The 25,668-nt window shown below is 73.8% G+C and carries 24 protein-coding genes and 1 pseudogene; 18 read left to right on the top strand and 7 right to left on the bottom strand.

Going from position 1 to position 25,668, the window contains the following annotated elements; genetic code table 11:
- Window positions 1-410 precede the first annotated feature (410 nt).
- The 5 genes from IE219_RS18755 to IE219_RS18735 are packed head-to-tail and all read left to right on the top strand — an operon-like array spanning window position 411 to window position 4,805.
- On the top strand, window positions 411-2,003 hold the full coding sequence (locus tag IE219_RS18755) for an ATP-binding protein (protein ID WP_189978837.1): 1,593 nt from the start codon (window positions 411-413) through the stop codon (window positions 2,001-2,003).
- Between the two features lies 1 nt (window position 2,004).
- Window positions 2,005-2,412, top strand: coding sequence for a roadblock/LC7 domain-containing protein (locus tag IE219_RS18750; protein WP_189978835.1), 408 nt, complete (start codon window positions 2,005-2,007; stop codon window positions 2,410-2,412).
- Entirely contained in the window at window positions 2,409-2,765 is a 357-nt protein-coding gene (locus IE219_RS18745) for a DUF742 domain-containing protein (RefSeq protein ID WP_189978833.1), read from the top strand. Before IE219_RS18750 ends, IE219_RS18745 begins: the two co-directional genes overlap by 4 nt.
- The gene (locus IE219_RS18740; RefSeq protein ID WP_189978831.1) at window positions 2,746-3,366 is read left to right on the top strand and encodes a GTP-binding protein; all 621 of its coding nucleotides are present in this window, start codon (window positions 2,746-2,748) and stop codon (window positions 3,364-3,366) included. The genes IE219_RS18745 and IE219_RS18740 overlap by 20 nt, the downstream gene beginning before the upstream one ends.
- Window positions 3,363-4,805 (top strand): cytochrome P450, encoded by a 1,443-nt coding sequence (locus IE219_RS18735; protein WP_189978829.1) that lies wholly within the window; start codon window positions 3,363-3,365, stop codon window positions 4,803-4,805. Before IE219_RS18740 ends, IE219_RS18735 begins: the two co-directional genes overlap by 4 nt.
- A 5-nt stretch (window positions 4,806-4,810) precedes the next feature.
- Here IE219_RS18735 and IE219_RS18730 read toward each other — a convergent pair whose 3' ends face one another.
- Window positions 4,811-5,935, bottom strand: a complete 1,125-nt coding sequence (locus IE219_RS18730; protein WP_189978827.1) for a terpene synthase family protein — start codon at window positions 5,933-5,935, stop codon at window positions 4,811-4,813.
- A gap of 407 nt (window positions 5,936-6,342) precedes the next feature.
- Between IE219_RS18730 and IE219_RS18725 the strand changes: the two genes are divergently transcribed.
- A complete protein-coding gene (locus IE219_RS18725; RefSeq protein ID WP_189978825.1) occupies window positions 6,343-7,203 on the top strand; it encodes a DUF1684 domain-containing protein in 861 nt (286 codons plus the stop codon).
- Window positions 7,204-7,257: 54 nt separating this feature from the next.
- Here the strand turns inward: IE219_RS18725 and IE219_RS31815 are convergent, their stop codons facing one another.
- On the bottom strand, window positions 7,258-8,397 hold the full coding sequence (locus IE219_RS31815) for a TIGR03564 family F420-dependent LLM class oxidoreductase (protein WP_229849854.1): 1,140 nt from the start codon (window positions 8,395-8,397) through the stop codon (window positions 7,258-7,260).
- Between the two features lie 104 nt (window positions 8,398-8,501).
- Between IE219_RS31815 and IE219_RS18710 the strand changes: the two genes are divergently transcribed.
- Both IE219_RS18710 and IE219_RS32445 read left to right on the top strand, forming a co-directional pair.
- Window positions 8,502-9,014 (top strand): HD domain-containing protein, encoded by a 513-nt coding sequence (locus IE219_RS18710; protein ID WP_189978823.1) that lies wholly within the window; start codon window positions 8,502-8,504, stop codon window positions 9,012-9,014.
- A gap of 185 nt (window positions 9,015-9,199) precedes the next feature.
- Window positions 9,200-9,658, top strand: a complete 459-nt coding sequence (locus IE219_RS32445) for an ATP-binding cassette domain-containing protein (RefSeq protein WP_308434027.1) — start codon at window positions 9,200-9,202, stop codon at window positions 9,656-9,658.
- Between the two features lie 17 nt (window positions 9,659-9,675).
- Here IE219_RS32445 and IE219_RS18700 read toward each other — a convergent pair whose 3' ends face one another.
- A complete protein-coding gene (locus tag IE219_RS18700) occupies window positions 9,676-10,419 on the bottom strand; it encodes a class I SAM-dependent methyltransferase (RefSeq protein ID WP_189978821.1) in 744 nt (247 codons plus the stop codon).
- A 76-nt stretch (window positions 10,420-10,495) separates the two neighbouring features.
- On the opposite strand from IE219_RS18700, the pseudogene IE219_RS18695 reads away from it, so the two are divergent.
- From IE219_RS18695 to IE219_RS18685, 3 genes and pseudogenes are all read left to right on the top strand, one after another.
- Window positions 10,496-11,156, top strand: a pseudogene (locus tag IE219_RS18695) (IS5 family transposase).
- 632 nt (window positions 11,157-11,788) lie between these two features.
- Entirely contained in the window at window positions 11,789-12,208 is a 420-nt protein-coding gene (gene melC1 / locus IE219_RS18690; RefSeq protein ID WP_189978819.1) for an apotyrosinase chaperone MelC1, read from the top strand.
- Between the two features lie 16 nt (window positions 12,209-12,224).
- Complete coding sequence (locus IE219_RS18685; RefSeq protein WP_189978818.1) at window positions 12,225-13,049, top strand: tyrosinase family protein; 825 nt, start codon at window positions 12,225-12,227, stop codon at window positions 13,047-13,049.
- 794 nt (window positions 13,050-13,843) lie between these two features.
- On the opposite strand, the gene IE219_RS18680 is transcribed toward IE219_RS18685, so the two are convergent.
- The 4 genes from IE219_RS18680 to IE219_RS18665 form a co-directional block, all read right to left on the bottom strand.
- Window positions 13,844-14,197 (bottom strand): ArsR/SmtB family transcription factor, encoded by a 354-nt coding sequence (locus IE219_RS18680; RefSeq protein WP_189978816.1) that lies wholly within the window; start codon window positions 14,195-14,197, stop codon window positions 13,844-13,846.
- Between the two features lie 8 nt (window positions 14,198-14,205).
- Window positions 14,206-14,562, bottom strand: coding sequence for a zinc ribbon domain-containing protein YjdM (locus IE219_RS18675; RefSeq protein ID WP_189978814.1), 357 nt, complete (start codon window positions 14,560-14,562; stop codon window positions 14,206-14,208).
- A gap of 67 nt (window positions 14,563-14,629) precedes the next feature.
- Entirely contained in the window at window positions 14,630-16,489 is a 1,860-nt protein-coding gene (locus IE219_RS18670; RefSeq protein WP_229849853.1) for a CASTOR/POLLUX-related putative ion channel, read from the bottom strand.
- A gap of 134 nt (window positions 16,490-16,623) precedes the next feature.
- Entirely contained in the window at window positions 16,624-17,418 is a 795-nt protein-coding gene (locus tag IE219_RS18665) for an SDR family NAD(P)-dependent oxidoreductase (RefSeq protein WP_189978812.1), read from the bottom strand.
- Between the two features lie 454 nt (window positions 17,419-17,872).
- Here IE219_RS18665 and IE219_RS18660 point away from each other — a divergent pair, with 454 nt between their 5' ends.
- The 7 genes from IE219_RS18660 (at window position 17,873) to IE219_RS18630 (ending at window position 25,559) form a co-directional block, all read left to right on the top strand.
- Window positions 17,873-19,441, top strand: a complete 1,569-nt coding sequence (locus IE219_RS18660; protein ID WP_189978809.1) for an ATP-binding protein — start codon at window positions 17,873-17,875, stop codon at window positions 19,439-19,441.
- Window positions 19,438-19,839, top strand: coding sequence for a roadblock/LC7 domain-containing protein (locus tag IE219_RS18655; protein ID WP_189978808.1), 402 nt, complete (start codon window positions 19,438-19,440; stop codon window positions 19,837-19,839). Before IE219_RS18660 ends, IE219_RS18655 begins: the two co-directional genes overlap by 4 nt.
- Window positions 19,836-20,192 carry a DUF742 domain-containing protein gene (locus IE219_RS18650; RefSeq protein ID WP_189978806.1) on the top strand — a complete coding sequence of 119 codons (357 nt, stop codon included), beginning with the start codon at window positions 19,836-19,838 and terminating at the stop codon, window positions 20,190-20,192. Before IE219_RS18655 ends, IE219_RS18650 begins: the two co-directional genes overlap by 4 nt.
- Entirely contained in the window at window positions 20,173-20,805 is a 633-nt protein-coding gene (locus IE219_RS18645; protein WP_189978804.1) for a GTP-binding protein, read from the top strand. Before IE219_RS18650 ends, IE219_RS18645 begins: the two co-directional genes overlap by 20 nt.
- Window positions 20,802-22,043: a cytochrome P450 gene (locus IE219_RS18640; protein ID WP_229849852.1), complete on the top strand. Its 1,242-nt coding sequence runs from the start codon at window positions 20,802-20,804 to the stop codon at window positions 22,041-22,043. The genes IE219_RS18645 and IE219_RS18640 overlap by 4 nt, the downstream gene beginning before the upstream one ends.
- The gene (locus IE219_RS18635; protein ID WP_189978802.1) at window positions 22,040-23,281 is read left to right on the top strand and encodes a cytochrome P450 family protein; all 1,242 of its coding nucleotides are present in this window, start codon (window positions 22,040-22,042) and stop codon (window positions 23,279-23,281) included. The genes IE219_RS18640 and IE219_RS18635 overlap by 4 nt, the downstream gene beginning before the upstream one ends.
- Before the next feature lie 208 nt (window positions 23,282-23,489).
- Window positions 23,490-25,559 carry a carbohydrate-binding module family 20 domain-containing protein gene (locus tag IE219_RS18630; RefSeq protein WP_229849851.1) on the top strand — a complete coding sequence of 690 codons (2,070 nt, stop codon included), beginning with the start codon at window positions 23,490-23,492 and terminating at the stop codon, window positions 25,557-25,559.
- Window positions 25,560-25,668 lie beyond the last annotated feature (109 nt).

Genomic DNA, 25,668 nt, shown 5'->3' with positions numbered 1-25,668 from the left:
CAAGCCTTCAGGGGCACATGCCGTACGCACGTTCGGAACGTACTTCCCTCACCGGAGGGGGGATGTCGGAAACCTGGTCCGTACCGGACCGGCGACATCCCCCCTCCCTTCACGTTTACGGGCAGACGTCACGCACCCCGATCACTTGATGTCATTTTCGGTGCGCAATTCAGTCCCTTTATGGCTTCGAATTGATCGATAGAAGCCTTCCTTCCAGGGACGGCACACACCAATCCCGAACTGACTATGCTCCGCAGATGTGTTGTGCCGCTCACAGCGAGTCATGAACGCTGGAGCAGGCGCCGACGGGACACGGCGTGCGGTGCGGTCGATCGCCGCCTTTCGCCTCCCCTCGGCGCGCCGCACCACTTTCAGTCCGTTCGTTTCCCGACCGTTGAGGGACACCGTTGATGGTTCGCGCAGGTTCACCTTCCAGAGCCCGGCCCGGTGCGGGGGCCCCGGTATGGCTCATCCCGCCAGGGGTTCTGGCCGGACTCTTCGCCATAGGGCTCGTCTTCGCACCCGCGCAGATACGGACACCGGTCGCCTGGTACGGCTTCGCGGCGGTCTCCCTCACCCTCGGCAGCGCCGCCGTCGCCGTGCGCCTGACCCGGACGGCCGAGGCCGCCCGGCACGTCCGGGGCTCGGCCGAGGCCCGCGAGTCCCACGCCCGGCGCGAGGCCGCGCTGCTCGGCCGCCTGGCCGACCAGCGCACCACCGCCGTGTGGATGGCCGAGGAACTGCTGCCGGCGGCCGTCGCCCGGCTCCAGAAGGGCGACCCCTCCTCGGAGATCATGCACTCGGTCTCCTTCGGCGACCACCTCGACGACGAGTTCGCCGACGCGCTGCGCGGCGCCCTGCGGACCCTCCTCCAGGCCGTGGAGGCCGAGGAGAACACCCGCGACTCCTCCCAGCGCGCCCTCGTCGCCGTCGCCCGCCGCGTCCAGGCCATCGTCCACCAGCTCACCAAGGACCTGCGGACGATGCAGATCGTCCACGGCACGGACCTGGTGCTCGCCCGCGGCCTCCAGGACATCGACCACCGCAACGCGCTCATCGGCCGCCTCGCGGCCAGCATCGCGGTCCTCGGCGACGCCCGCCCCGGACGGCAGTGGTCCAAGGCCATCCCCCTCTACGACGTCCTCCGGGGCGCCATGTCCCGCATCGTCGACTACCCGCGCGTGAAGCTCCAGTCGGTCACCGAGGCGGCGGTGATCGGCCCCGGCGCCGAGCCGCTCATCCACCTGCTCGCCGAGCTCCTCGACAACGCCACGTCGTTCTCCCCGCCGCACACCCCCGTCGAGGTGAGCGCGATCGAGGTGCCCTCCGGCATCGCTATCGAGATCGAGGACCGCGGCGTCGGACTCACCGAGGAGGTCCGCCAGCGCATCTCCCGCGTCATGACGGAGGCCTCCTCGGGCACCTTCCTCGCGGGAGTCGGCGAAGTGACGCAGCTCGGCCTGCCCGTGGTGGCCCGGCTCGCACGCGAGCACGGCTGCGAGGTCGACCTCCGCACCTCCGCCTACGGCGGCGTGCGCGCGGTCATCCTCGTGCCCCGGCGCCTGATCACCACGGTGGAGAAGCCCGTCGTGCGAACCCCCGAGCCCCCCAGGAAGCGGGCGGGCGTCCCGTCCCGGCCCTTCCCCGCGCCCTCGTCGGTGCCCCCGCCGGCCCCGGCGCCCGCCCCGGCCCCCGTGCCCCCGCCGCCGCCCGTACCGCCGGCGCCGCCGGCACCGGTCCTCCTACCCTCGCCCGTGTCCGAGGCCGTCCTCGACCCCTTCGCCGGCCCCGACCTCGGGACGACGCTCAACGGCCTGCCCCGCCGGCGCCGGGAATCACCCGTCCCGACGCCGGTGGTCCGCACCGGCCCCGAGCCCGCCGCCCCCACCCGCCGGACCCCCACCCGCCAACCAGGGCTCATGTGGGAGGCGTTCAACGGTGAGAAGCGCACCGGCACCACCTCCTCCCCTTCGTACAGCGATCCGTCTGATGAGGTCGAATAACATGCAGCCACTGCCCAACATCGACTGGATGCTCACGGAGCTCGTGGGCGGCGTCCCCCACGTGCGGCACGTGGTCGTCCTCTCCTCGGACGGTCTGTGCATCGGCCAGGCGAACACCGCCTCCGACACCGCCGACGCGATCGCCGCGGCCTGTTCCGGCATCCAGAGCCTGGCGCGGGCCATCGCCAAGATGTTCCCGCACGGCGACGGCTCGACCCACATGGTCGGCATCGAGGCCGACGGCGGGTACTTCTCGCTGATGGCGGCGGGACCGGGGGCGTACCTCGCGGTCCTCGCCGACGAGGAGGTCGACGCGGGGCTGCTCGGCGACCGGATGCGGACGCTGGTGGTCAGGATCGGCCGGCACATGACCAGTCCCCCGCGTGAAGACGTCCGGCAGGCGATGTGACCTCGGAGCACTCCTCGCCCTGGGACGAGGGAACTCCCGTACCGCTCTACGTCATCACGGGCGGCACGGGGTCCTCGGCCAAGACCTTCGACCTCGTCACCCTCATCGCGACGCGATCCGCGCCGGATCCGTCGATGCAGCCCGAGCAGGCGGCCATCCTCACGATGTGCCACTACCCGCTCTCGGTGGCCGAGGTGTCGGCCTACCTCAGCCTTCCGTTCAGCGTCGTCACCGTCCTGCTGTCCCAGCTCGTCGACGACGGACACGTCGAGGCGATTGCACCTGTGCCCGTCGCGGCCTTCCCCGACCGCGACCTACTGGAGGCGGTGATCCATGGACTACGCAGACTCTGACCTGGCCACGGCAGGCCCCCGAGCCACCGACATGCTGCTGCCGCACGGCGCCCGCGGAGTCAAGATCGTCATCGTCGGCGGCTTCGGCGTCGGCAAGACCACCATGGTCGGGGCGGTGAGCGAGATCCCGCCCCTGACCACCGAGGAGACCATGACGCAGGCGGGCGTCGGGATCGACCACAATCCCGGCGCCTCCGGCAAGAACACCACCACCGTGGCCATGGACTTCGGCCGGATCAGCATCAACCAGGAGCTGATCCTCTACCTGTTCGGCACCCCCGGACAGGAGCGGTTCTGGTTCCTGTGGAACGGGATCTTCGAGGGCGCGCTCGGTGCGATCGTCCTCGTCGACACCCGGCGGATCGAAGTCTGCTTCGAGGTCATCACCCGCCTGGAGGACCGCCGCGTCCCCTTCGTCGTGGCCGTCAACACCTTCCCCGAGGCCCCGCAGTACCCCGTAGATGAATTGCGCACGGCCCTGGCCCTCAGCGAGTCCGTCCCCATGGTCACCTGTGACGCGCGCGACCGGGCGTCCTGCCGGGACGCCCTGCTCTCGCTGATGGTCTACCTGTGCACCCTCGCCGCCCAGGAGACCGTATGACCCTCCCCGCCCACGAGCACGCACCGCGGCACTCCCCGCGACACGCCGCACCCGCCCCGCCCCCCGGCTGCCCGGCCCACGCCGCCGCCGGACCCGACGGCACGGCCCGGCTGTACGGCCCCGCCGCCGAGACCGACCCGATGAGCCTGTACGAGGAACTGCGCGCCCTGCACGGCCCGGTCGCGCCCGTCCTCCTCGACGGCGACGTCCGCGCCTGGCTCGTCCTCGGCTACACCGAGAACCGCGACGTGGCCACCCGCTCCACCCAGTTCTCCCGCGACCCCCGGGTCTGGCACGGCTGGAGCACCGGCGAGATCGACCCCGCCACCTCGCCCCTCATGCCCATGATCGGCTGGCGCCCCGACTGCGTGTGCGCGGACGGCGAGGAGCACCAGCGGCTGCGCAGCGCGGTCACCGCCTCGCTCGACCAGTTCGACCACCGGGGCATCCGCCGCCGCATCAACGGCTTCGCCCACCAGCTCATCGACTCCTTCTGCGAGCGCGGCCAGGCCGAACTCGTCGACCGCTTCACCGAGCACCTGCCGATGCTCACCCTGATCCACCTGCTCGGCATGTCCGACGAGGCCGCACCCCGCCTCGTCCAGGCCGCCCGCGACCTCTTCAAGGCCACCGAGACCTCGCTCGCCAGCAACGCCTTCGTGATCGCCAGCCTCGAACAGCTCGTCCGCGACAAGCGGGTGGCGCCGGGGCAGGACATCGCCTCCGCGCTGCTGGCCCACCCGGCCGGCCTCACCGACGACGAGGTCGTGAACCACCTGCGGCTGGTCCTCCTCGCCGGCTACGAGACCACCGCCAACCTCATGTCGAACGTGCTCCGCATGGTGGTGACCGACCCCCGCTTCCGCGGCTCGCTGGCGGGCGGCCAGATGACCCTGCCCGAGGCGGTGGAGCAGGTGCTGTGGGACGAGCCGCCGCTGATGGTGTGCCCGTCCCGGTACGCGAACGGGGACACCACCATCGGCGGGCAGCAGATCCGGGCGGGCGACATGCTCCTGCTCGGGCTGGCCGCGGGCAACGTGGACCAGGCGGTCCGTCCGGATCCGTCCGCGCCCGTGCACCACAACCGCGCGCACCTCTCCTTCAGCGCGGGCAGCCACGAGTGCCCGGGGCAGGACATCGGCCGCATCATCGCCGACACCGGCATCGACATCCTGCTCACCCGGCTCCCCGACATCGCCCTGGCGGTGCCCGAGTCGGAGCTGACCTGGCGCTCCTCCACCTGGGCGCGGCACCTGACGGCGCTGCCCGTCACCTTCGCGCCGCGCTCGCCCCGGACGCACCAGTTCGCGTCACCGCTGCCGGCTCCGCCGCCGCAGCAGACCGGGATGCCCGAGGAGGCGCCGGAGACGGAGCCGTCCGCCGCGAACGGCGCGCCCGCCTCATGGTGGGCGCGGCTGCGGGCCCTGCTGCGGTGGTGAGCCCGTCACGGCTCGGCGTCCACGCCGTAGCCGACCGCCGAGGGGGGCACCGGCACATGACCGCCGGTGCCCCTCCGGTACGTCTCCCCGGCCTCGCCCGGCTCCTCGTGGAAGGGCGGGTCGGCGGGGACGTAGCGGGGGGCGCCGGTGTACCAGGCATGGAGACCGGAGAGGAAGCCGGCGGCGCCGGAGAGCCAGGTGTCGAGCTGGGCCCGTTCGTCGTGGTCCAGGCCGGCCCGGCGGGCCAGCGGCGGGATGTCCTCCTGCCGGAACCGCTCGAAGTCCCGCATGCGGGCGTTCACCAGGTGGATGGCGGCCGGGACGGCCTGCCGGATGGGGATGCTCAGGGAGGTGCCGATGACGACCACGAGGTTGTTGACGTCGTGCTCCTCGTGGACCTCCCGCTCGTAGGAGGCGACGTCGTTCGCCAGGCCCATGACGTCCATGAAGGCGTCCATGAGGCCCCGGACGGGACGGCTGCGCCGGATCCGTTCGGGTATTCGGGCGCCGGTGGAGAGTTCGACGGAGTACGGCGCGGTGTGCGCGGCGAAGCTCTCCCGCCGGAACGGCGCGTAGTCGATGAGGTGGGGCACCCGGCCGGTCCTGCTGTTGGCCAGCTCCTCGACGCCGGCCTCGACGTACCGGCGCAGCGCGAGGCTGAACTCCTCGCGCCAGTGGGCCAGTCGAGGCGGGTACAGGTGGCGCTGGAGGTCGGCGATGCCGCGCTCCACGGCGTTCACCGGCTCCGGCAGGAGGGCGCCCTCCTCCGGGCGCAGGAAGGCGTGCAGCCGGTCGGTGAACTCCCGGGCGCCCTGGAGGTCGCCGTTGCGCTTGAAGGCGTGGGCGAAGTAGTCGTCCCAGGCCAGAGCCCATATGTTGAAGCGGTGGTTGAGGCGGAGCGCGGCCGGCGAGGCGTCGGGCAGGGTCCATGCGGTGAGCAGGTCCACCGTCATGGCCCGGTACTGGGCGAGGGTCCAGATGGCGCCTCCGCCCGGTCCCTCCTCGCCTCCCAGCATGCCCATCTCGCGCGCCCAGGTCTCGCTCTCGGCCCGCAGGCCGGGCAGATGCGGGTTGACCCGCAGCGGATGGGGCATCCACAACTCCGGAAGCCCGACAGTGCGCAGGTTCACGGTCACTGCACCTCCCTCTCGTCTCGGTCTCGCCTCGGCCTGACGGTCCGACGGACGTCGCCTCCGGCACTGACCGGCCGACAGTTCCCGCCGGGCGACGCTCCAAACCTGCCCGCGTCGTCCTGTCCACAACCCCACCTTTCCATGCGGGTCGGCGCAAGGTCACGAGTCGCGCGCCCGGCGGCCTTCTCTGGTGCTGAGCACGGGAGTTGTGCTTTGCTGGGGCCATGAGCCCGCTCGTCACGCGCCGACACGTGGATTATGTGCGCGTGACGACCATGGCCTGTTCCGGCTGACACCGAGGCCCCGACCCGGCGTCAGCCCACCCCCGCGCTCGGCCCGAAGGGTCGCCGGCGCCCTCCTGGTGGCCTCGCTCCACGCCCCCGTCCCGCCTCCGGAGGAGACCCATGTCCATCGAAGAGACCCCTGTCGCACCCGCCCCCGCCGTCCCCGATCCGGCGGTCTTCGCCGAGGAGTGGGAGAGCTGGCACCGCGAGCGGGACGCCCGGCTCGCCGACCCGCACGGCTGGCTCGCGATCACCGCGCTGCACTGGCTCTCCGACGAGCCGCAGACCTTCTCCGGGGCGCCGGGCCGGTGGTCCACGGGGCCCGAGGGGGTCGTCGTGGAGCTCGACGCGGGGACGGAGCTCGTCGTCGGGAGCGAGACGGTGCGGGGCCGGCACCTGTTCGGGGTCGTTCCGGAGCGCGGCGGCGTGGACGCCGTCTGGGAGGACACGGTGATCGAGGTCGCCAAGCGCGGCGGCCACGACGTGATCCGCCCCCGGCACCCCGGGCACCCCGCCCGGACCGCGTTCACCGGCACGCCCGCGTACGCCCCTGATCCCCGCTGGGTGGTCGAGGGGCGGTACGAGGTCTTCGAGGCGCCGCGCCCGACCACGGTCGGGGCGTCCGTCGAGGGGCTCCGGCACGTGTACGACGCGCCGGGCCGGGTGGTGTTCCGGCTGGACGGGCGGGAGTTCGCGCTGACGGCGTTCAACGGGCACGCGCCCGGCACGCTCACCGTGCTGTTCACCGACGCGACCTCCGGGGTCACCACGTACGCGGCCAACCGGTCGCTGGCGGTGGACGTCTCCGGGCCCGGTGACGCGGTGGTGCTGGACTTCAACCGGGCCGTCAACCTGCCCTGCGCCTATACCGACTTCGCCACCTGCCCGCTGCCGCCGGCCGAGAACCGGCTGCCGGTGGCGGTCGAGGCCGGGGAGCGGATCCCGCGCGAGCGCGGACCGGTCGGCGGCCCGTCGGAGTGAGGCCCGCGCCGGCCCCCGGCGGATCCGTCCACCGGGGGCCGGCGCGCGGCGGGTTCAGGCGGGGGGTGCGGCCGACCGCGCGCGGGAGAGTTCGCCCAGGAGGCTCCAGGTGCGGCGGCGGTCGGCCTCGCCGCCCAGGTCGGTGGCGGTGAAGACGACCTCGGTGGCGCCGGCGTCGGTGTAGCGGCGGACCTCGGCGGCGACGGCCTCCTCGTCGCCGAGGACCGCCAGGTCGGCGGCGCGGTCGACGCCGGAGAGGGCGAGGGCGCGCCGGTAGGACGGGATCGTCTCGTAGAAGCCGAGGACGTCGGCCGCGCGGCGGCGGGCGGCCTCCGGGTCGGCGGTGACCGCGCCGGGGACCAGGGCGACGATCCGGGGCGCGGGGCGGCCCGCCGCCCGGGCGGCCCCGGTGACGGCGGGGACGATGTGCTCGGCGAGCGCGCGGGGTCCGGCGAGGAACGGCAGGATGCCGTCGGCGAGTTCACCGCTGACGCGCAGGGCCTGCGGTCCCATGGCCGCGACCAGCACGGGCACCGGCGGCCGGGCGCCGGGAACCGCCGCCGGGAGCGGGGTCGTCGCGGTGAGCAGTTCGCCGTGGAAGTCGGCCTCGCCGGTGTCGAGCAGGGGCCGGAGGGCGGTGAGGAACTCCCGCAGGAGGGCGATGGGCCGCTGGTACGGGAGGCCGAAGCCGGTCTCGGTGAGGTGGCGGGTGCCGGGCCGTGTCCGGAAAGTCCTGCCGTGCGCCCGGAGGGCGCGGCCTGCGGCGTCCGGTGCGTGCTCTCGGCGTGCCGGCCGTGATCCCCCGTACTGGATGTACTGGGGATCTCGGCCGGTGCGGCTGGGGGTGCCCCCTCTGGGGGAGCGTGCCGGGCGTCGCGGGCCAGGCGGGAGTTTCCGGACACGGCCGAGGGCGAGGCCGAGGTGGTAGCGGCCGGCGGTGGCGGCCTGGGCGGTCTGGGCCTGGCTGGAGACGAGCAGGGGGTGGCGGCCGAAGACGGGGATCGCGGACGTGCCCACGTGCAGGCCGGGCACCTCGCGGCCGACGAGCGCGGCCAGCGAGGGCGAGTCGTAGCCGAAGGTCTGGCCGAACCAGGCGGAGTGGAGCCCGGCGTCCCGGGCTTCGTGGGCGAGCTCCACGAGGGTGTCGACGGGGAGCGTCAGGGTGGACGAGCTGAGAGTCACGCCGAGAGTCATGCAGGTGCCAACGGGCGCTGCGCGCAGGGGAATTCCGGTGTTCTGTGAACAGTGCGTGGCGGGTGGGCGGGCGGTCCCGGCCGCCGCCGGGCGATGATGGGGGCATGCTGACCCTCGCCGAAGTGGACGAACTCGCCGCCCGGGCGCACGCCGGGCAGACCGACAAGAACGGCGTGCCGTACGTGGAGCACGTGCGCGCCGTGGCCGCCGGGCTCACGGCGTTCGGGGAGGCGGCGGTGATGGCCGGGCTGCTGCACGACGTCGTCGAGGACACGGCGTGGACGGCCGGGGCGCTGCGGGCGGCCGGTGTCCCGGCGGGGGTGGTGCGGGTCGTCGAGGCCGTCACGAACGATCCGGGGGTGCCCTACGAGGAGAAGGTCCGGCGGATCGCCGGGGATCCCGAGGCCGTCCTCGTGAAGATCACCGACAACGCGCACAACAGCCGCCGGGACCGGGCGGCCGGGCTCGCCCCGGAGTCGCGGGAGCGGCTGGCCGCCAAGTACCGGGCGGCGCGGCGGGTCCTGTGGGCGGCGGCCGATCCCGCCGACGTCGCCGCGATCCTGCGGGCGGTCGCCCCGGAGCTGCTGGCCGAACTGCGGGAGCACGGGGGCGCGTAGCGCGGGGCGGCGGCCCGCGTACCCGGGGACGCCCGGCAAGCCCGGCGCGCCGGCGGGGAACCTGCGGGACGCGGCCGTCTTCCTCCGGGGGCAGAAGGTGATCGACGCGGTGCCCGAGCGCGCGGTCTTCGAGAAGGCGCTCGCCGTGGAGGAGCTGTCCCGTGGCGCCCGCTGGACCGGCGGACGTGAAGACTGACGTGAAGACGGACGTGGCGAAGGACGTGACGGCGGACGTCGAACTCGTCGGCGTCGGCGTCCGGTACGGCTCCGCGAAGGCGGCGGTGGCGGCGGTGGCGGCGGTGGCGGCGGTGGCGGTGGCGGTGGCGGTGGCGGTCGAGGACGTCACGCCGAGCGTGGCGCCGGGCGAGTTCGTTGTCCTGGTCGGGCCCTCGGGCCGTGGCAAGACGACCCTGCCGCGGCTGGTCGCCGGCTTCGAGCGGCCCGCCGCGGGGACGGTGCGGGTGCGCCGCACCCGGGAGCCGTCGGGCGGGCAGCGGCAGCGGGTGGCGATCGCCTGTGAGGTCACCGTCCCGCTGCCGCGCGGCCCGGGCACCGCCGTGGCGGCGCCGCGCGGCGCCGCCCCCTTCGCGGCCCCGCGCGCCGAGGTGGCCGGCGCGATCCGGGAGGCCGCCGCCCTCTCCTGAGGACGGCGGGCGGGGGCTCAGGCCCGGCAGCGGAGGAGTTCGAGGGGCGGGTGGGCGAGGAGGTCGGCCCAGAACTCCTCGCCGTAGCGGGCGAGTCCCTCCTCGGAGATGTGCAGCGGCACCCATTCCAGGTCGCGGAAGCCGGCCGCGGCGAGGCACCTCTCGTAGACGTCGCGGCGGGGCGCGGCGGCGACGATGCTGACCGGTTCCGGGTCGAGGAGGGCGGTGACCCGCACGCCGGGTCCGGTGCCGGTCTCCTCGCCGGTCGGCTCGCAGCGGAAGCCGTACGTGTCGAGGGTGGCGCAGTCGAAGGCGTAGTCCGGGTTCTGCGCGAACACGCAGAACGTGCCGCCGGGCACCAGGCTCCGGTGGATGTTGCGGCACATCCGCTCCATCTCGGCCTCGTCGCGGGCGTAGTTGAGGCACTGCACGGCCAGCGCCAGGTCGAAGGGGCGCTCAACGGGGGCCAGTTCGGCGACGTCGCCGACCTCGTACCGCAGGCCCATCGGCGCGCGGTCCTCGATGGCGCGGGCGGCGGCGATCATCTCGGTGGAGATGTCGACGCCGAGGATGTCGGCGGCGCCGCGCCGCTTCAGCTCGCGGCCGTAGAAGCCGGTGCCGCAGGCGAGGTCGAGCACCGACCGGCCGGTGACGTCGCCGATCAGGGCCAGGACGCTGGGCACCTCTCCGTAGCGGGTGAGCGGCAGGGCCTTGAAGCCCTCGAACGCCTCGCCGATCCCGTCGTACTGCTGCACCGTCATGCCGGAGCTCCCTCGTGGTCGTCGGGTGGGACGGCGGAGAGTCTGCTCCGGCCGGGCGCGGGGGCCGTAGGGGCGGATGACACGAGAAAGCCGGGGCGCCGCCCCCGTATCGTCCAAGGAGGGGCGGACCCCGGCGGGGCCGGTACGAAGGGAACTCCCCAGGCCCTGTCCGGCGGATGACCGGGCCGCCCTGCGCGGCATCGTCTACGTGCTGCGCAAGGGGGTGAGCTGGGCCGCGATGTACCCGCAGAGCGGATCGGTTGCAGCGGTGTGACGGCCTGGCGGCGGCTGCGGGACTGGACCGAAGCCGGAGTCTGGCCGCGTCTGCACGAGGTTCTGCTGGCCGACTTGCGCAAGGCGGGACTGCTGGGGATGGACGACGCGGCGGTCGACGGTTCACACGTCCGGGCCTTCAAAGGGGGGCTCACACCAGACCTTCGCCGGTCGACCGGACCCGTCCGGGAAGCAAGCACCGCCTGATCACCGGCCGGAAGGGGACACCCCTTGCGGTGTCCCTGACCGGCGGAAACCGTCATGATGTCCCGCAGTTGATGCCGCTGCTGGACGCGATCCCGCACATCTGCGGGACCCGCCGGGTGGTGGAGCGAACCTTCGCCTGGGTCCATCAGTTCAAACGGCTACGGACCCGCTACGAGATACGCGCCGGCCTCCACCTCGGCTTGCTCCAACTCGCTTGCAGCATCATCCGCTTGGGACACCTCAGAACATCGTTCTGAATGATCGGTTAAGCGGGGGTGCGGGTGTTCGTCTCGGCCCCTCCCCCGAGAACGCGGGCTATGTTTCTCCTCCCAGGGCGCGGCGCGGGTGCGCGGCCGCACGTCCTCCCCGGAAGCGCGCGGCCGACGCGAAGCGGCCCGGTGGTCGCCGGGCTGTCGGCCCCGCATCCTCGCAGGTGGGCGGGGAGAGGAACAGCTCATTACGGGGCGGGGCCTGCGGAATGACAGCCGGGGGTCGGCGGCGACCGCATCGCGCCCACCCCACTCCTCTGATCCCCACCAAAAGCCATATAAAGATACAGATCGAAACGGCTATTTTCGGGCAGGTCTAAACCACTTCCGCAGCGTGCGGCGTTCCGTCGCAGGCCGAAAGATCTTCACAGGCAGGGCACATTTTCGGCGCAATGTGCGGTCAAGTCCTCCATGCCCCGCACCCCTGGAGCGCGGACTGCCCCGACAACACCCCCGCGACACCCTCGCGACACCCCGGCGACCTGCGCAGATGTGTCCGTAAGAGAGCCAACCATGATCGGTCTTCTTCTGCCGGTATCGCTCCCCGTGTAGACATGGCCGAGGCGGCCCCGATCCACCCGAGAGGCCGCCTCAGCCATGTTCTGGAGGGATTTTCAGCTATGTCCAGACCCACTCGCCGCCAGGCCCTCGGAGCCGCCACCGGTGCGGCCGCGAGCATCGCGCTCGTCGGCATGGCCTCCGCGTCCACGGGCACCGTGTCGGCCGCGCCCAGGGACGAGAAGGCTCCCGCGCCGGGCTCCGCCGCGGGGCCCGCGCCCTTCGACGAGGTCTTCCAGGGGCGCCGCATCCAGGGCGCGCCCGCCGAGGCGCACGCCCACGCCCATGCCCACGCCGGGCACAGTGCCGTCTACCGGGTGTCGATCGACGGCCGCGACCTCCACGTGATGCAGCACGGAAAGAGCGGCTGGAGCAGCTCGATCAACCACTACGAGAGGTTCGCGACCCCGCTCGACGCCGCGCGCACCGCGGTCATCTCCCTCAAGGGCGCCTCCGTCGTCCCGTTCGACCCCATCGCCTGAGCCGGGAGCACCGACCATGACCGTACGCAAGAACCAGGCGAACCTCACGGCCTCCGAGAAGAAGGCCTTCGTCGACGCCGTCCTCGGGATGAAGCGCAAGGGGGTGTACGACGAGTTCGTCTCCACCCACCGCACCCGGTTCTCGATAGACATGAACTCCGGTGTCTACGTGGCTCATTTCGGCCCGTCGTTCCTGCCCTGGCACCGCAAGTTCCTCATCGACTTCGAGCTCCACCTCCAGAAGTTCGACCCCTCGGTGTCGATCCCCTACTGGGACTGGACCACCGACAACACCGTCGCCTCCTCCCTCTGGGCGCCTGACTTCCTCGGCGGCACCGGCCGCCCCCTGGACGACCAGGTGATGGACGGCCCCTTCGCCTACTCCACCGGTAACTGGAACATCAACGTCCAGGTCGACAGCCGCGAGTTCCTCGCCCGCAACCTCGGCTACCGCGTCTCCACGCTCCCGACGAAGTCCGAGGTCGACTCCGCGCTCGCCATCCCGGTCTACGACTCCGCCCCGTTCCGCGACGGTTCGGCCGGGTTCCGCGCCACGCTGGAGGGCTCGTCCGGGTACATGAGCATGCACAACCGCGTGCACACCTGGGTCTGGGGCCAGATGGAGTCCAGCGTCTCCCCGAACGACCCGGTGTTCTGGCTGCACCACGCGTTCGTCGACAAGCTCTGGGCCGACTGGCAGGCGCTCCACCCGACCAGCGCCAAGTACCTCCCCGCCGGGGGCACGCCCGATGTGATCGACCTGAACGAGACCATGCCGCCGTTCCCCGCCACGACCCCCGCGGACATGCTGGACCACACCCCGTTCTACACCTACGCCTGACCGCTCGACGGAAACGGTGCGCCGCCCCTCACCGTCGTGAGACGGCGGGGGGCGGCGGCCCTGAGTGGCTCCGGGGGGGGCTCCGGCCCCCGGGCCGCGCGCCCACCCGGCCCGGTCGTCGCCCCCGCCCCGTGCCGCCGCTCGACGCCGTGCGTCCGCCGCCGCTCGACGCCGTGCGCCCCGGTCTCCGCCGACCTGGTCGTGGTCTGCCGCTGCCCGGGGTCGTGCTGGTCGGTGTATCGGTGCGGTCTCCGGGGCGTCTTGACCGTCGTCGGCCTGATCGTGCCGGCTGTTGCCCGGCATCGTCTCGTGGTCCGCTGTCCTCGGCGCCGGTCGTCCGCCGCGCCCGCCGACCGGTGCGGTGCCGGGGCCCGGCCGTCGCTCTCCCGGCCTGGGCCTGGTCAGGGTGGACTTCGTGACGTCCCGGGCCCACCATCACGCCGTAGGGGTGATCCTCGATGCGGGGCGGTTGGTGGCCCTGGAGGCGGCTGTCGAATCCGAAAAGGGGGGCAGCGCGAAGGAACGAGAGCCGTGAGAGGGGTGGTCCGGCGACGGTGAGCGAGCCGAACGGCGCCAGGCCCGCCGACGGCACCGCGCCCGTTTGAGGGCTGCTGAACCGGGGTGTTCCCGGGGTGGGTCGACCGCCAGGATCCGCCTGGCGGCCGGTCGGCGCGGCACAGCGACCCGCTTCGACAAGACCCCGCAGAGCTACGGGACCGGGCGCCACCCGTGTGGTGCGATGCTCCGGCTCCGCAGCATCGCACCACATTCATGACCCGAACCCCAGACAGGACCTAGGAGGCCGCCGGTCCTGGCCCGGTGGCGCGCAGGTCGGCGAGGAGTTCGGCCTGTCCGGCGAGGACGCCGGAGAGGATCGCGCGGGCCACCACGAGGAGTTCGGCCACGGTGGGGTCGGTGAGCGCGTAGTGGACGGCGGAGCCCTCGCGGCGGGCGACGACGAGGTTGGCCCGGCGCAGCACGGCGAGCTGCTGGGAGAGGTGGGCGGGTTCGACGGCGACCTCGGCGAGGAGCTCCGAGACGGCGTGCTCCCGCTCGCTCAGCAGTTCCAGGACGCGGATGCGCACGGGGTGGCCGAGCGTCTTGAAGAACTCGGCCTTCAACTGGTAGAGCGGCGCGGTCCTGGCCATGGCGGGCGTCAGACCTTCTTGACCACGCTGGACTTGAGCTGCATGGGGCCGAAGCCGTCCACCTTGCAGTCGATGTCGTGGCCGTCGACGCCGTCGACGAGGCGGATGTTGCGGACCTTGGTCCCGGCCTTGATGCCGCTGGGGCTGCCCTTGACCTTGAGGGTCTTGACGACGGTGACGGTGTCGCCGTCGGTGAGGACGTTGCCGACCGCGTCCTTGATCACCTTCGGGCCGTCGGCGGTCGTGTCGGCGGCGTCCCCGGCCGGCTGCCATTCGTGGGCGCACTCGGGGCAGACGAGCAGGGCGCCCATCTCGTAGGTGTAGACGCCGGAGCAGGCGGGGCAGGGGGGCAGGTTCTCGTTCACGCTCCGATTGTATGAGCGGTGTCGCCAATTGCGAAAATCGGCAACTCGACGGGGCCGGGGGGCGGGGTCACTCCGGCCGGTGCGTGCCGCCGACGACGATCAGGACGTCGCCCCGGTCCCAGCGGCGCGTCTCGCGCTTCGGCGGGTTGAGGCGCGGCAGGGCGGCGTCCCGGGCCCGGTAGCCGATGGCGCTGGTGCCGTGCCGGGCGGCGGAGGCGACGAGCGCGGCGAAGGGCGCCTCGGTGCCGGGCGGCACGAAGTCGGTGGCGGGGTGGAGCCGTACCGAGACGCCGGTGGGGGCGAAGAGGGCGTCGAAGGCCGCCGCCAGGTGCCCGTCCTGGGAGACCTGGGCCATCAGGAGGGCGGCCAGGCGGCCGGTGACGAGGAGGTCGGTGCGGGGGCCGGCCGGGGCCAGCGGCCGGTTGCGCGCGTCGGTCAGCTCGGCGACGGTCGGCACGGCGCGGCCGGAGCGCCGCTCCCGGTCCCTCAGCCGGAGCAGCTCGACCAGGGCGGGCCCGTCGGCGTCGGGCGCGTCCCCGCCGGAGCCGTCGGGGCCGGCCAGGACCACCACCCCGTCGTACGCCTCCGGTGCGCGGGTGCCGTCGTCGCGGACCACCGTCACGCCGTTGCGCGTCAGCCCCTCCACGACCCGGGCGCCCCGCTCGTTCCAGCCCCGGAGCAGGACGCTGCGGGGGTACGGCACCGGGGGCGGCGGCGCGGTGTGCGCGACGGGCTCCCGGGGCGCGGGCGCCGGGGGCGGGACGGCGGCCCGGTGGTCCTCGGCGAGGGCGACGAGGGCGTCGCCCGGGAGGAGTTCGGTCTCCGGGGGCGGGTTGAGGTGGGCGGTGCCGTCGCCCCGGACGATCCCGACGGCGCAGGCGTCGGGGCAGGCGGCGGCGAGCTCGCCGTAGCGGCGGACGGTGAGGCCGGGCGGGCGGAGGGTGTGGAGCTCCGCGCCCGCGAAGTCGAGGAGGTCCTCCAGGACGGGCGCGAGACCGGGGTGCAGGACGCACTGGACGAGGAGCCGGGCCGCGAGGTCGTCCACGTCGAGCACGACCGCGCCGGGGCCGGCCGCCAGCCGGGCGACCGGGAGGTGCGCGCCGTCCCGGACCGCCGCCACCACCCGGACCGGGCAGCGCTCCCCCACGGTCGCCCGGAGCGCGAGGAGGACCCGGACGACGCGGGCGTCCGCGCCGGGGGCGTCCGGCGGCAGGACGAGGACGGCGCGGGCCGCCGCCGGGGTGACCCGGGCCAGCGCGGCGGGGTCGGAGGGGCGGCCCCGGCGGCAGAGCAGCGGGACGCGGCAGCGGGCCGGGACCGCGTCGCGCAGCTCCCGCTCCATCTCCGCCTTGTCCCGGTCGGCGAGGACGACGACCGCGCCGCGCCTCAGCTGGACATGGGCGGCGAGGAGTTCGGCGACGACGGTGGGGGTCTGCTCGGACCAGCCGAGGACGACGGTGTGGCCGCGCTCCACGACGGTGGTCTGGCCGTGCTGGAGTGCGGTGAGCCGGTCGGTGATGGCGGTGGTGATGATGCCGACGAGGGTGGAGACGTACAGCAGCGAGACGAGGGCGAGGAAGACGGAGAGCGCGATCCGCAGCGGCGGCCCGACCTCGCCGCCGAGGCGGAGGGTCTGGCCGACGGTCCGCCAGATGGTCGCGACCTTGCCCTGGAAGGTGGCCGGGGAGCCCCGGTCGGTCCACACCAGGAGGGCGCTGGCCGGGGCGACGACGGCGAGCCCGGCGAGGGCCAGCCAGCCGACGAGGACCGTCACGCCGCGCACCACGGTCCGGTCGACCCAGTACCGGGCACGGTCCCGCAGTCCCGGTCCTGCGGCGGGGGCGGGGGTCCTGGGCGGCCGGGCGGCGGGCCGGTCCCGGTGCGGATCCCGCTGGGCGGGGACCGTGGTCTCGCGCTGTCTACGCACGTCAGCAGGGTGACGGCGGGACGGGGACGAAACGCCGCCGACGCCCGCCGTTCATCCTTTCGGGCAGGCGCGCGGGCGGCACGCGTTCGAGCCGGTCGTGCGGAGCGCGCCGGTGCGCGCGCCCCGGCCCGGCGTCAGGTGCGGAGGTACGAGGCGCCGTTGAGGTCGAGGACGGTGCCGGAGGCCCATTCGGCGGCGGGCGAGGCGAGCCAGAGGACGGCCCCGGCGATCTCCTCGGGCGCGGCGACCCGGCCGAAGGGGCTCTGGGCGAGGATCGCGGCGCCCTCGGGCCCGTCGAGGCGGGGCGCGACCCGTTCTGTGGCGAAGAAGCCGGGGGCGACGGAGGCGACGGCGATCCCGTGCGGGGCGAGGGAGACCGCGAGGGACTGGCCGAGGGCGTGGACGGCGGCCTTGGTGGCGCCGTAGGCGGGGTGGTCGGGTTCGCCGCGGAAGGCGCCCCGGGAGCCGATGTTGACGATCCGTCCGCCGGTGCCCCGGTCGATCATCCGGCGGGCGACGAGGTGGCTGAGGTGGGCGGTGGCGAGGAGGTTGACGGAGACGTGCCGCCGCCAGGTCTCCACCCACTCCTCGTAGGGGGTCTCGGCGAGGGGGTGGCGGAGGTTGACGGCGGCGTTGTTGACCAGGACGTCCACGCCACCGTCGCCATCGCCGTCGCCGTCGCCGTCGAAGGCGGTGTGGGCGGCGTCGGCGACCTCCAGGGCGCCGGCCGGGTCGGCGAGGTCGCCGCGGACCAGGACGTGGCCGGTGCCGTCGAGGGAGGCGAGGGTGGCGCGGGCCTCCTCGGCGCGCTCGTGGCAGTGGACGGCGACCCGGTCGCCGTTCGCGGCGAAGGCGCGGGCGACGGCGCGGCCGAGCCCTCGGGAGGCGCCGGTCACGAGGACGCGCCGGCCGGTGGCGGGGAACTGCACGGGGGACCTCCCGGGAGGAGCGGGCGTACGAACGGGACGTGACGGACGTACGAGGGGGACGCGGCGGGCCGCGAGGGGGCGGGCGGAGGAGCGGGGGCGGGCGTACGAGGAAGGCGTGGTGGGCGTGCGACGGGAGCGTGGCGGGCGAATGAAAGGTGAACTTCGGGTGAACCGCCCTCCGGGTGGGGCCGGATGGCGGTGAGGTGTTCGGGGCGGGGCCGCGCGGTTCCGTTCCGTCGCTTTTCCCACGGTCCGTCATTCTGCCCGCCGGACGGGGCGGATGGGGCCGGTGACCTGCTGTGACGTACTCATCCGGAATCCACGCCACCTTTTGGAAGCTTTTGTGTGAGTCCGCTTGGCAAACCGATCAGGGTGAGTTCCAAACCGATCAAGAACGCCTCTATAGTGCGGTCGTTCCGAACCTTCCTGTGCCTGCCTCTCGAGAGTCCGGTTGATGTCGGCGTCGCCCACCCCGTACCGCCCTGCCCTGATCGCCTCCCTGCTGACCCTCGCCGCGGGCGGTGCCCTCACCGCCGCCGCGACGAGCGCCGCCCCGGCCGGAGTCCGCTCCCCGCTGGGCTGGTTCACCGCCTGCGGTGTGCTCCTCCTCGCGGCGGCGGCCTTCGCCGTCACCTGGTACGCGCGCACCACCCGCCTCCTGACCAAGCGTGCCGAACGGCTGGCCGCCCAGGTCGCCTCCCAGGACGCCTACGCCACCCAGCGCGCGGCCGCCGCCGCACGCGAGGCCGCGGCCCTGAAGGAGCGCCTGGAGGCCGAGGCCGCCGCCGCGGCGGCCGAGCACGCCTCCCGCGCCGACGCGCTCGTGCGCGCCCAGCGCGCCGAGTCCGAACGGCTGGCCGCCGGCCACGCCGCCACCGCCGCCGGACTGGAGCAGCGGCTGCGCCGCGCCGAGTCCGCCCGCTCCGCCGCCCTCGCCGCCGCCGCCAACGCGGCCGGCCGGATGCAGGCCCTGGCCACCAGCATGATGGCCGACCTGCGCGAGATGGAGCACCGGCACGCGGCCGAGGACGTCCTCGCCGACCTGCTCCACCTGGACCACCGCACCGCCCAGGCGGGCCGGCTCGCCGACTCCGTCGCCGTCCTCACCGGCGCCCGCTCCGGCCGCCGCTGGGCCCGGCCCATCGTCATGGAGTCGATCCTGCGCGGCGCCATGGGCCGCATCGCCGGCTACCAGCGGGTCCGCCTGCACTCCAAGTGCGAGGCCGCCGTCGCCGGGCACGCCGCCGAGGGCGTCATGCACGCGCTCGCCGAGATCCTCGACAACGCCGCCAACTTCTCGCCGCCCAGCGCCGAGGTCCACGTCTACGTGGAGGAGGTCCCGGCGGGCGTCGTCATCACCGTCGAGGACAGCGGTCTGACCATGAGCGACGTCCAGCTGCGGCGCGCGGAGACGGCCGTCTCCGCCGAGGGCCAGGACCTGGCCGGGCTCTCCGGCACCCGCCTCGGCCTGCACGTCGTCGGCCGGCTGGCCCGCAAGCACGGCCTGGCGGTCTCCTTCCGGCCGTCCGCCCGCGGCGGCACCGGCGTCGTCCTGATGATCCCCCAGGAGATCGTCTCCCGGGGCGCCGAGGCCGCCCCCGCGCCCGCCGCCCCGGCCGCTCCGGCCCCCCGGATCCCGGCCGCCCGGACCGCCGAGCCCGCCCCCGCGCCGGCCACCGCGCCCGAGCCCGAGGCCGCCCACGGGCACGCCGGGGAGGGCGGCGGCGCCGAGGCCGGTCCGCTGCTGCCGCGCCGCCGCCGCGGCCGGACCCTCGCCGCGCACCAGGAGGCCGGGAAGAACCCGGCCCGCCCGACCGGACCGCGCCCCGGCGACGCCGCCCGCGCCTCGGCCCGCTTCGGCGGCTTCCACCGGGCCGTGCGCGGCGCCGAGGGCCGCCAGGACGGGACGCCGCAGACCGCTCCCGACCCCGGTGCCCCCGACCCCGGCACCGCACTCCCCCCGCAGGCCGGACCGACCACGCCGTCCTCGGACCACCCTCATTCGGAAGGCAACCCCCGATGACCGGCACGACCACCGACGACAAGCTCAGCTGGCTCCTGGAGGGCCTGCTGGAACGGACCCCGGGCACCCGGCACGCCCTCGTGCTCTCCCGGGACGGGCTCAAGCTCTGCCGCACCACCGGGCTCTCCGTGGACCAGGCCGACCAGCTCGCCGCCATCGCCGCGGGCATCCAGAGCCTCTCGCACGGCGCGTCCGTGGAGTTCGGCGACGGCACCGGCGGGGTCCGCTCCGCGATGGCCGAGTTCTACGGCGGCATCCTGTTCATCGTGGAGGCCGGGGAGGGCGCCCACCTCGCGCTCGTCGCCGCCGAGGACGCCGACGCGGGGCTGGTCGGCCACAACATGACCGAGCTGGTCGAGCAGTTGGGCGAGCACCTGGTCGCGAGGCCGCGGGGATGAGCCGCGTCAGGCCGGGTCGCGACGACTCCCCCGACCGCCTCTACACCCTGACGGGCGGTCGCAGCAGCTCCGGGTCCACCGCCTTCGACGTGGTCACCCTCGTGGTGGCGGAGAGCGACCCGGTCCCCGGGATGCAGTCCGAGCACGCCGCCATCCTGCGCATGTGCCGCTTCCCCACCGCCGTGGTGGAGGTGGCCGCCGGGCTCGGACTGCCCGTGTCGATCACCCGCATCCTCCTGGCCGACCTGCACGACACCGGCCGGATCAGCGCGCGGCACCCCCGCCCCACCTCGTACCGCCTTCCCGATCACGACATCCTGGAGCAGGTGCTCGTTGGACTCCGTAACCTCTGAACCGCAGCACCGCACCCTGAGCAGCACCGCCGACAACGGACTGAAGATCGTCGTCGTCGGCGGCTTCGGAGTCGGCAAGACCACCCTGGTGCGGTCGGTCAGCGAGATCCGTCCGCTGAACACCGAGGAGACCATGTCGCAGGCGGGCGAGGGCATCGACGACACCGTCGGCGTCGCCGCCAAGACGGCCACCACCGTCGCCTTCGACTTCGGCCGCATCTCCCTCGACGAGCGCAACGTGCTGTACCTGTTCGGCGCGCCCGGCCAGGAGCGCTTCTGGTTCCTGTGGGACCGGCTGTTCTCCGGGACGCTGGGCGCCGTCGTCCTCGTCGACACCCGCCGGATCGCGGACTCGTGGTACGCCGTGGACCGGCTGGAGCACCACGGCACGCCGTTCGTCGTGGCCTGCAACGACTTCGGCGGGGCCGCGCACGGCCCTGAGGCGATCCGCGAGGCGCTCGACCTCGCGGACGAGGTGCCGCTGGTCTTCTGCGACGCCCGGTCCCGGGAGTCCAGCAAGCAGGTCCTCATCGCCCTCGTCGAGCACCTCAAGAACGTCGTCGCCGCGGCCCCGGAGGGGGCTCCGCGGCCCATCCCGGAGCCCGCCCCGTGAGCACCCCCGTGACCGCCCCCGCGCCCGCGCCCGTCCCGCTGAGCGGGCCCCGCTTCCACACCGACCCCGTCGAGCTGTACCGGCGGATCCGGCGGGAGCACGGGGCCGTCGCCCCCGTCGTCCTCGACGGCGACGTGCCCGCCTGGCTCGTGCTCGGCTACCGCGAGCTGCACCAGGTCACCAGCGACCCGGTGCTCTTCTCGCGCGACTCCGACCTGTGGAACCAGTGGGACGCCATCCCCGCCGACTGGCCGCTGCTGCCCATGATCGGCCGCAAGCAGCCGTCGATCCTGTACACGGTCGGCGAGCGCCACCGGGAGCGGGCCGGGGTGCTCTCGGCCGCCCTGGAGGCCGTCGACCCCTTCGAACTGCGGAGCCGGGCCGAGCGGTTCGCCGACGAGCTGATCGACCGGCTCTGCGCCAAGGGCTCCTGCGACATCGTCGCCGAGTACGCCACGCTGCTCCCGGTCCGGGTCCTCGCCAGCATCTACGGCTTCTCCGACGAGGAGGGCCCGGCGCTGGTCACCGCCCTGAACGACATGATCAACGGCACCGAGGGCGCGCTGGCCGGCCAGCGCCACCTGGCCGAGTCGATGGGGGCGCTGCTGGCGGCCAAGTCGGCGGCGCCGGGCGACGACGTCGCCTCGCGGATGCTCGGCAACACCCTGGGGTTCACCGTCGAGGAGGTCGCCCAGGACCTGATGGTGATGCTGGCCGCCGGGCACCAGCCCACCGCCGACTGGATCGGCAACTCGCTGCGGCTGATGCTGACCGACGACCGGTTCGCCGCCTCGCTCTCCGGCGGCCGGCACAGCGTCGGCGAGGCGATGAACGAGGTGCTGTGGGAGGACACCCCCACGCAGAACGTCGCGGGGCGCTGGGCCTCGCGCGACACCCACCTCGGCGGGCGGGCGATCGGCCGCGGCGACCTGGTGCTGCTCGGTCTCGCCGCCGCCAACGCCGACCCGCACGTGCGGACCGACGCCGGCGCGCTCACCGGCGGCAACAACGCCCACCTCTCCTTCGGGCACGGCGAGCACCGCTGCCCGTTCCCGGCCCAGGAGGTCGCCGAGACCATCGCCCGCACCGGCATCGAGGTCCTCCTCGACCGGCTGCCGGACGTGGACCTCGCCGTCGGCGCGGACGAGCTCACCCGGCGCCCCTCCCCCTGGCTGCGCGGCCTGACCGCGCTCCCCGTGACCTACACCCCGACCCCCGCCCTTGGAGGGAACGCATGAGCTGCCCCATCGACCACTCCGCCCCCGGGGGCGAGGCCATCGTCCTCGACCCGCTCGTCGGCGACCTCGTCGGCGAGAGCACCCGGCTGCGCGAGGCCGGTCCGCTGGCCCGCGTGGTGCTGCCCGGCGGCGTGCCCTGCTGGGCGGTCACCCGGCACGCCGAGGCGCGGGCCCTGCTCACCGACGCCCGGCTGGTCAAGGACATCGAGGTCTGGGGCGCCTGGCAGCGCGGCGAGATACCGATGGACTGGCCGCTGATCGGCCTGGCCAACCCCGGCAGGTCGATGCTGACGGTGGACGGCGAGGAGCACCGGCGGCTGCGCACCCTGGTCGCGCAGGCGCTCACCGCGCGCCGGGTGGAGCGGCTGCGGGCCGGCATCGAGGCGCTGACCACGGGGCTGCTGGACCGGCTGGCGGAGCGGCCGGCGGGCGAGACGGTGGACCTGAAGGCCGAGTTCGCCTACCCGCTGCCGATGAACGTGGTCGGCGAGCTGATGGGCGTGGACGCGGCGGACCACCCGCGGATGAAGGCGCTGTTCGACAAGTTCTTCTCGACGCAGACGCCGCCGGAGGAGGTGCCGCAGATGATGGCGGACCTCGGCGCCCTCTTCGCCGGGATCGTGGCGGGCAAGAAGGAGCGGCCGGGCGACGACCTGACGAGCGCGCTCCTGGAGGCGTCGGAGGGCGGCGACCGGCTGACCACCGAGGAGATCACCAACACCCTCCAGCTGATGGTGGCGGCCGGTCACGAGACGACGATCAGTCTCATCGTGAACGCGGTGGTGGCCCTGGAGACGCATCCCGAGCAGCGGGAGAGGGTCCTCAAGGGCGAGGTGCCGTGGGAGAACGCGATCGAGGAGACGCTGCGCTGGTCGACGCCGACCTCGCACGTGCTGATCCGGTTCGCCCGTGAGGACATCCAGGTCGGCGACCGGGTGCTGCCGAAGGGCGAGGCGCTGATCGTGTCGCACGGCGCGATCGGCCGGGACGAGCTCCAGCACGGCGAGACGGCGGGCGACTTCGACGTCACCCGCACGCCGAACCGGCACATCGCCTTCGGGCACGGCCCGCACGTCTGCCCGGGTGCGGCGCTGTCCCGCCTGGAGGCGTCGGTGGCGCTGCCGGCGCTGTACGCGCGCTTCCCCGGGCTGCGGCTGGCCGTGCCGCGCGAGGAGCTGCGGAACAGGCCGGTCGTCACCCAGAACGACCTCTTCGACCTGCCGGTGGTCCTCGCCTGACGGACCCTCAGGACGTAGCGACGCGACGGAGCCCGCCCCCGCACCGGGGGCGGGCTCCGTCGCGTCCGCGTGTTTCGGGGGAGTGAATTCGCCGTGTCCGACGTCTTGACGGCCTCCGGACGGCGCACCTAGCTTGCTCAAAGTCTTGCTGAAAGTTGCGGCAAGACTTTCCACCCTTCCTCCCCGCACCCCCACGAGGAGCACTCCCATGAGGTTCCGCCCCTTCCGCCTGCCCGGGCGGCCCGCGGCCGGCCTGGCCGCCGCGGCGCTGACACTCGGACTGACCACCGCGCTCGGCGCGCCGGCGCCGCCCGCGGCGGCGGCCCCCGCCGCCAACGGCCAGAAGAAGGTCACCGCCGTCCTGTTCGAGTGGAACTTCGCCTCGATCGCCCGCGAGTGCGTGAACACCCTCGGCCCCAAGGGCTACGGCTACGTGCAGGTCTCGCCCCCGCAGGAGCGCATCCAGGGCCCCGCCTGGTGGACCGCCTACCAGCCCGTCAGCTACCGGATCCAGGGTCCGCTGGGCGACCGCGCGGCCTTCGCGGACATGGTGAACACCTGCCACCGGGCGGGCGTGAAGGTCATCACCGACGTGGTGATCAACCACATGACCTCCGGCTCCGGCACCGGCACGGCGGGCACGTCGTACAGCAAGTACGGCTACCCCGGCGTCTACTCCGACGCCGACTTCCACGGCTGCCGCCGCCCCATCGGCGGCAACTACGGCGACCGGTACAACATCCAGGAGTGCGAGCTCGGCGACACCGGGCAGCCCTCCCTCTCCGATCTGAACACCGGCAGCGACCACGTGCGCGACAAGATCGCCGGATACCTCAACGACCTGCTCTCGCTGGGCGTCGACGGCTTCCGGGTGGACGCCGTCAAGCACATCGCGGCCGGCGATCTGGCGGCGATCCGCAGCAAGCTGACCGATCCGGGCGTGTACTGGGTCCAGGAGGCGATCTTCGGCGCCGGCGAGGCCGTCTCGCCCAGCGAGTACCTGACCACCGGCGACGTACAGGAGTTCCGCTACACCACCGACCTCAAGCGGATCTTCGGCAACGAGAAGCTCTCCTACCTGAAGAACTTCGGCGAGGCGTGGGGCTACATGCCCTCGGACCGCAGCGGCAGCATGGTCGCCAACCACGACACCGAACGCAACGGCAGCAGCCTCAGCTACCGCGACGGCGCCCGGTACACGCTCGCCAACGTCTTCATGCTGGCGCACCCGTACGGCACCCCCTCCGTCCACTCCGGCTACGAGTTCGGCAGCAGGGACGACGGCGCCCCCAACGGGCACACCGTGAACGCCTGTTACACGAACGGCTGGTCCTGCCAGCACGCCTGGCGCCCGATCGCCAACATGGTCGGCTTCCGCAACGCCACCGAGGGCACGCCGGTCACCGACTGGTGGGACAACGGCGGCAACGCGATCGCCTTCGGCCGGGGGAGCAAGGGCTTCGTCGCCCTCAACCGCGAGGGCGGCGCGGTCACCCGGACCTTCCAGACCTCCCTCCCGGCGGGCACCTACTGCGACGTCCAGCACGGCGACCCGACCGCGGGCGGCGGCTGCACCGGCACCTCCTACACCGTCGGTTCCGACGGCCGCTTCACCGCCACCGTCGGCGCCGACGACGCGATCGCGCTCCACGTCGGCGCGAGCGGCGGGAAGCCCGAGGAGGGCGACCGCAGCGCCACCGTCTACTACAGCACCGAGAAGAACTGGTCCGCCTACCGCGTGCACTACGCGCCGACCGGCGGCACCTGGACGACGGCACCCGGCGCCGCCATGGAGCCCGCCTGCGCCGGCTGGGTGCGCAAGACCGTCGCGCTGGGCTCCGCGACCGGCCTGCGGGCCGCCTTCAACAACGGCTCCGGCACCTGGGACAACAACAACGCCGCCGACTACGCGCTCGGCACCGGCGACATCACGGTGAAGGGCGGCACCGTCGGCACCGGCAACCCCTGCGGCGGCGAACAGGCCGCCGATGGCGCCTCGTTCGCGGTGACCGCCACCACCGCTCCGGGCCAGGACGTCTACGTGGTCGGCGACGCCGCCGCGCTCGGCGCCTGGTCCCCGGCCGCGGCCCGCAAGCTGGACCCGGCCGCCTACCCGGTGTGGAAGCTCGACCTGGCGCTGCCGGCCGGCACCTCCTTCGCGTACAAGTACGTGCGCAAGGACGCGGCCGGGAACGTGACCTGGGAGAGCGGCGCGAACCGCACCGCGACCGTCCCGGCCTCCGGCGCGGTGACCCTGACGGACACCTGGCGCGGCTGAGCGGCGGCGGCACGACGGGCGGGACCGGCTCCGGGCCGGTCCCGCCCCCGGCGTTCCCCCGGCCCTCCTCCTGCCGACCCCCTTTCCGCAAGAGTTTTCCGAATCATTC

Source organism: Streptomyces termitum (assembly GCF_014650175.1).
Classification (GTDB): Bacteria; Actinomycetota; Actinomycetes; order Streptomycetales; family Streptomycetaceae; genus Streptomyces; species Streptomyces termitum.
Note: the sequence above shows the minus strand (reverse complement) of the source record. Positions and strands in the feature narration are given on the sequence as shown.

Coding starts and splice junctions, on each gene's coding strand:
- IE219_RS18755 (WP_189978837.1), top strand. CDS start 411: ATGGTTCGCGCAGGTTCACCTTCCAGAGCCCGGCCCGGTGCGGGGGCC.
- IE219_RS18750 (WP_189978835.1), top strand. CDS start 2,005: ATGCAGCCACTGCCCAACATCGACTGGATGCTCACGGAGCTCGTGGGC.
- IE219_RS18740 (WP_189978831.1), top strand. CDS start 2,746: ATGGACTACGCAGACTCTGACCTGGCCACGGCAGGCCCCCGAGCCACC.
- IE219_RS18735 (WP_189978829.1), top strand. CDS start 3,363: ATGACCCTCCCCGCCCACGAGCACGCACCGCGGCACTCCCCGCGACAC.
- IE219_RS18725 (WP_189978825.1), top strand. CDS start 6,343: ATGTCCATCGAAGAGACCCCTGTCGCACCCGCCCCCGCCGTCCCCGAT.
- IE219_RS31815 (WP_229849854.1), bottom strand. CDS start 8,397: ATGACTCTCGGCGTGACTCTCAGCTCGTCCACCCTGACGCTCCCCGTC.
- IE219_RS18710 (WP_189978823.1), top strand. CDS start 8,502: ATGCTGACCCTCGCCGAAGTGGACGAACTCGCCGCCCGGGCGCACGCC.
- IE219_RS18700 (WP_189978821.1), bottom strand. CDS start 10,419: ATGACGGTGCAGCAGTACGACGGGATCGGCGAGGCGTTCGAGGGCTTC.
- melC1 (WP_189978819.1), top strand. CDS start 11,789: ATGTCCAGACCCACTCGCCGCCAGGCCCTCGGAGCCGCCACCGGTGCG.
- IE219_RS18685 (WP_189978818.1), top strand. CDS start 12,225: ATGACCGTACGCAAGAACCAGGCGAACCTCACGGCCTCCGAGAAGAAG.
- IE219_RS18680 (WP_189978816.1), bottom strand. CDS start 14,197: ATGGCCAGGACCGCGCCGCTCTACCAGTTGAAGGCCGAGTTCTTCAAG.
- IE219_RS18660 (WP_189978809.1), top strand. CDS start 17,873: ATGTCGGCGTCGCCCACCCCGTACCGCCCTGCCCTGATCGCCTCCCTG.
- IE219_RS18655 (WP_189978808.1), top strand. CDS start 19,438: ATGACCGGCACGACCACCGACGACAAGCTCAGCTGGCTCCTGGAGGGC.
- IE219_RS18650 (WP_189978806.1), top strand. CDS start 19,836: ATGAGCCGCGTCAGGCCGGGTCGCGACGACTCCCCCGACCGCCTCTAC.
- IE219_RS18635 (WP_189978802.1), top strand. CDS start 22,040: ATGAGCTGCCCCATCGACCACTCCGCCCCCGGGGGCGAGGCCATCGTC.
- IE219_RS18630 (WP_229849851.1), top strand. CDS start 23,490: ATGAGGTTCCGCCCCTTCCGCCTGCCCGGGCGGCCCGCGGCCGGCCTG.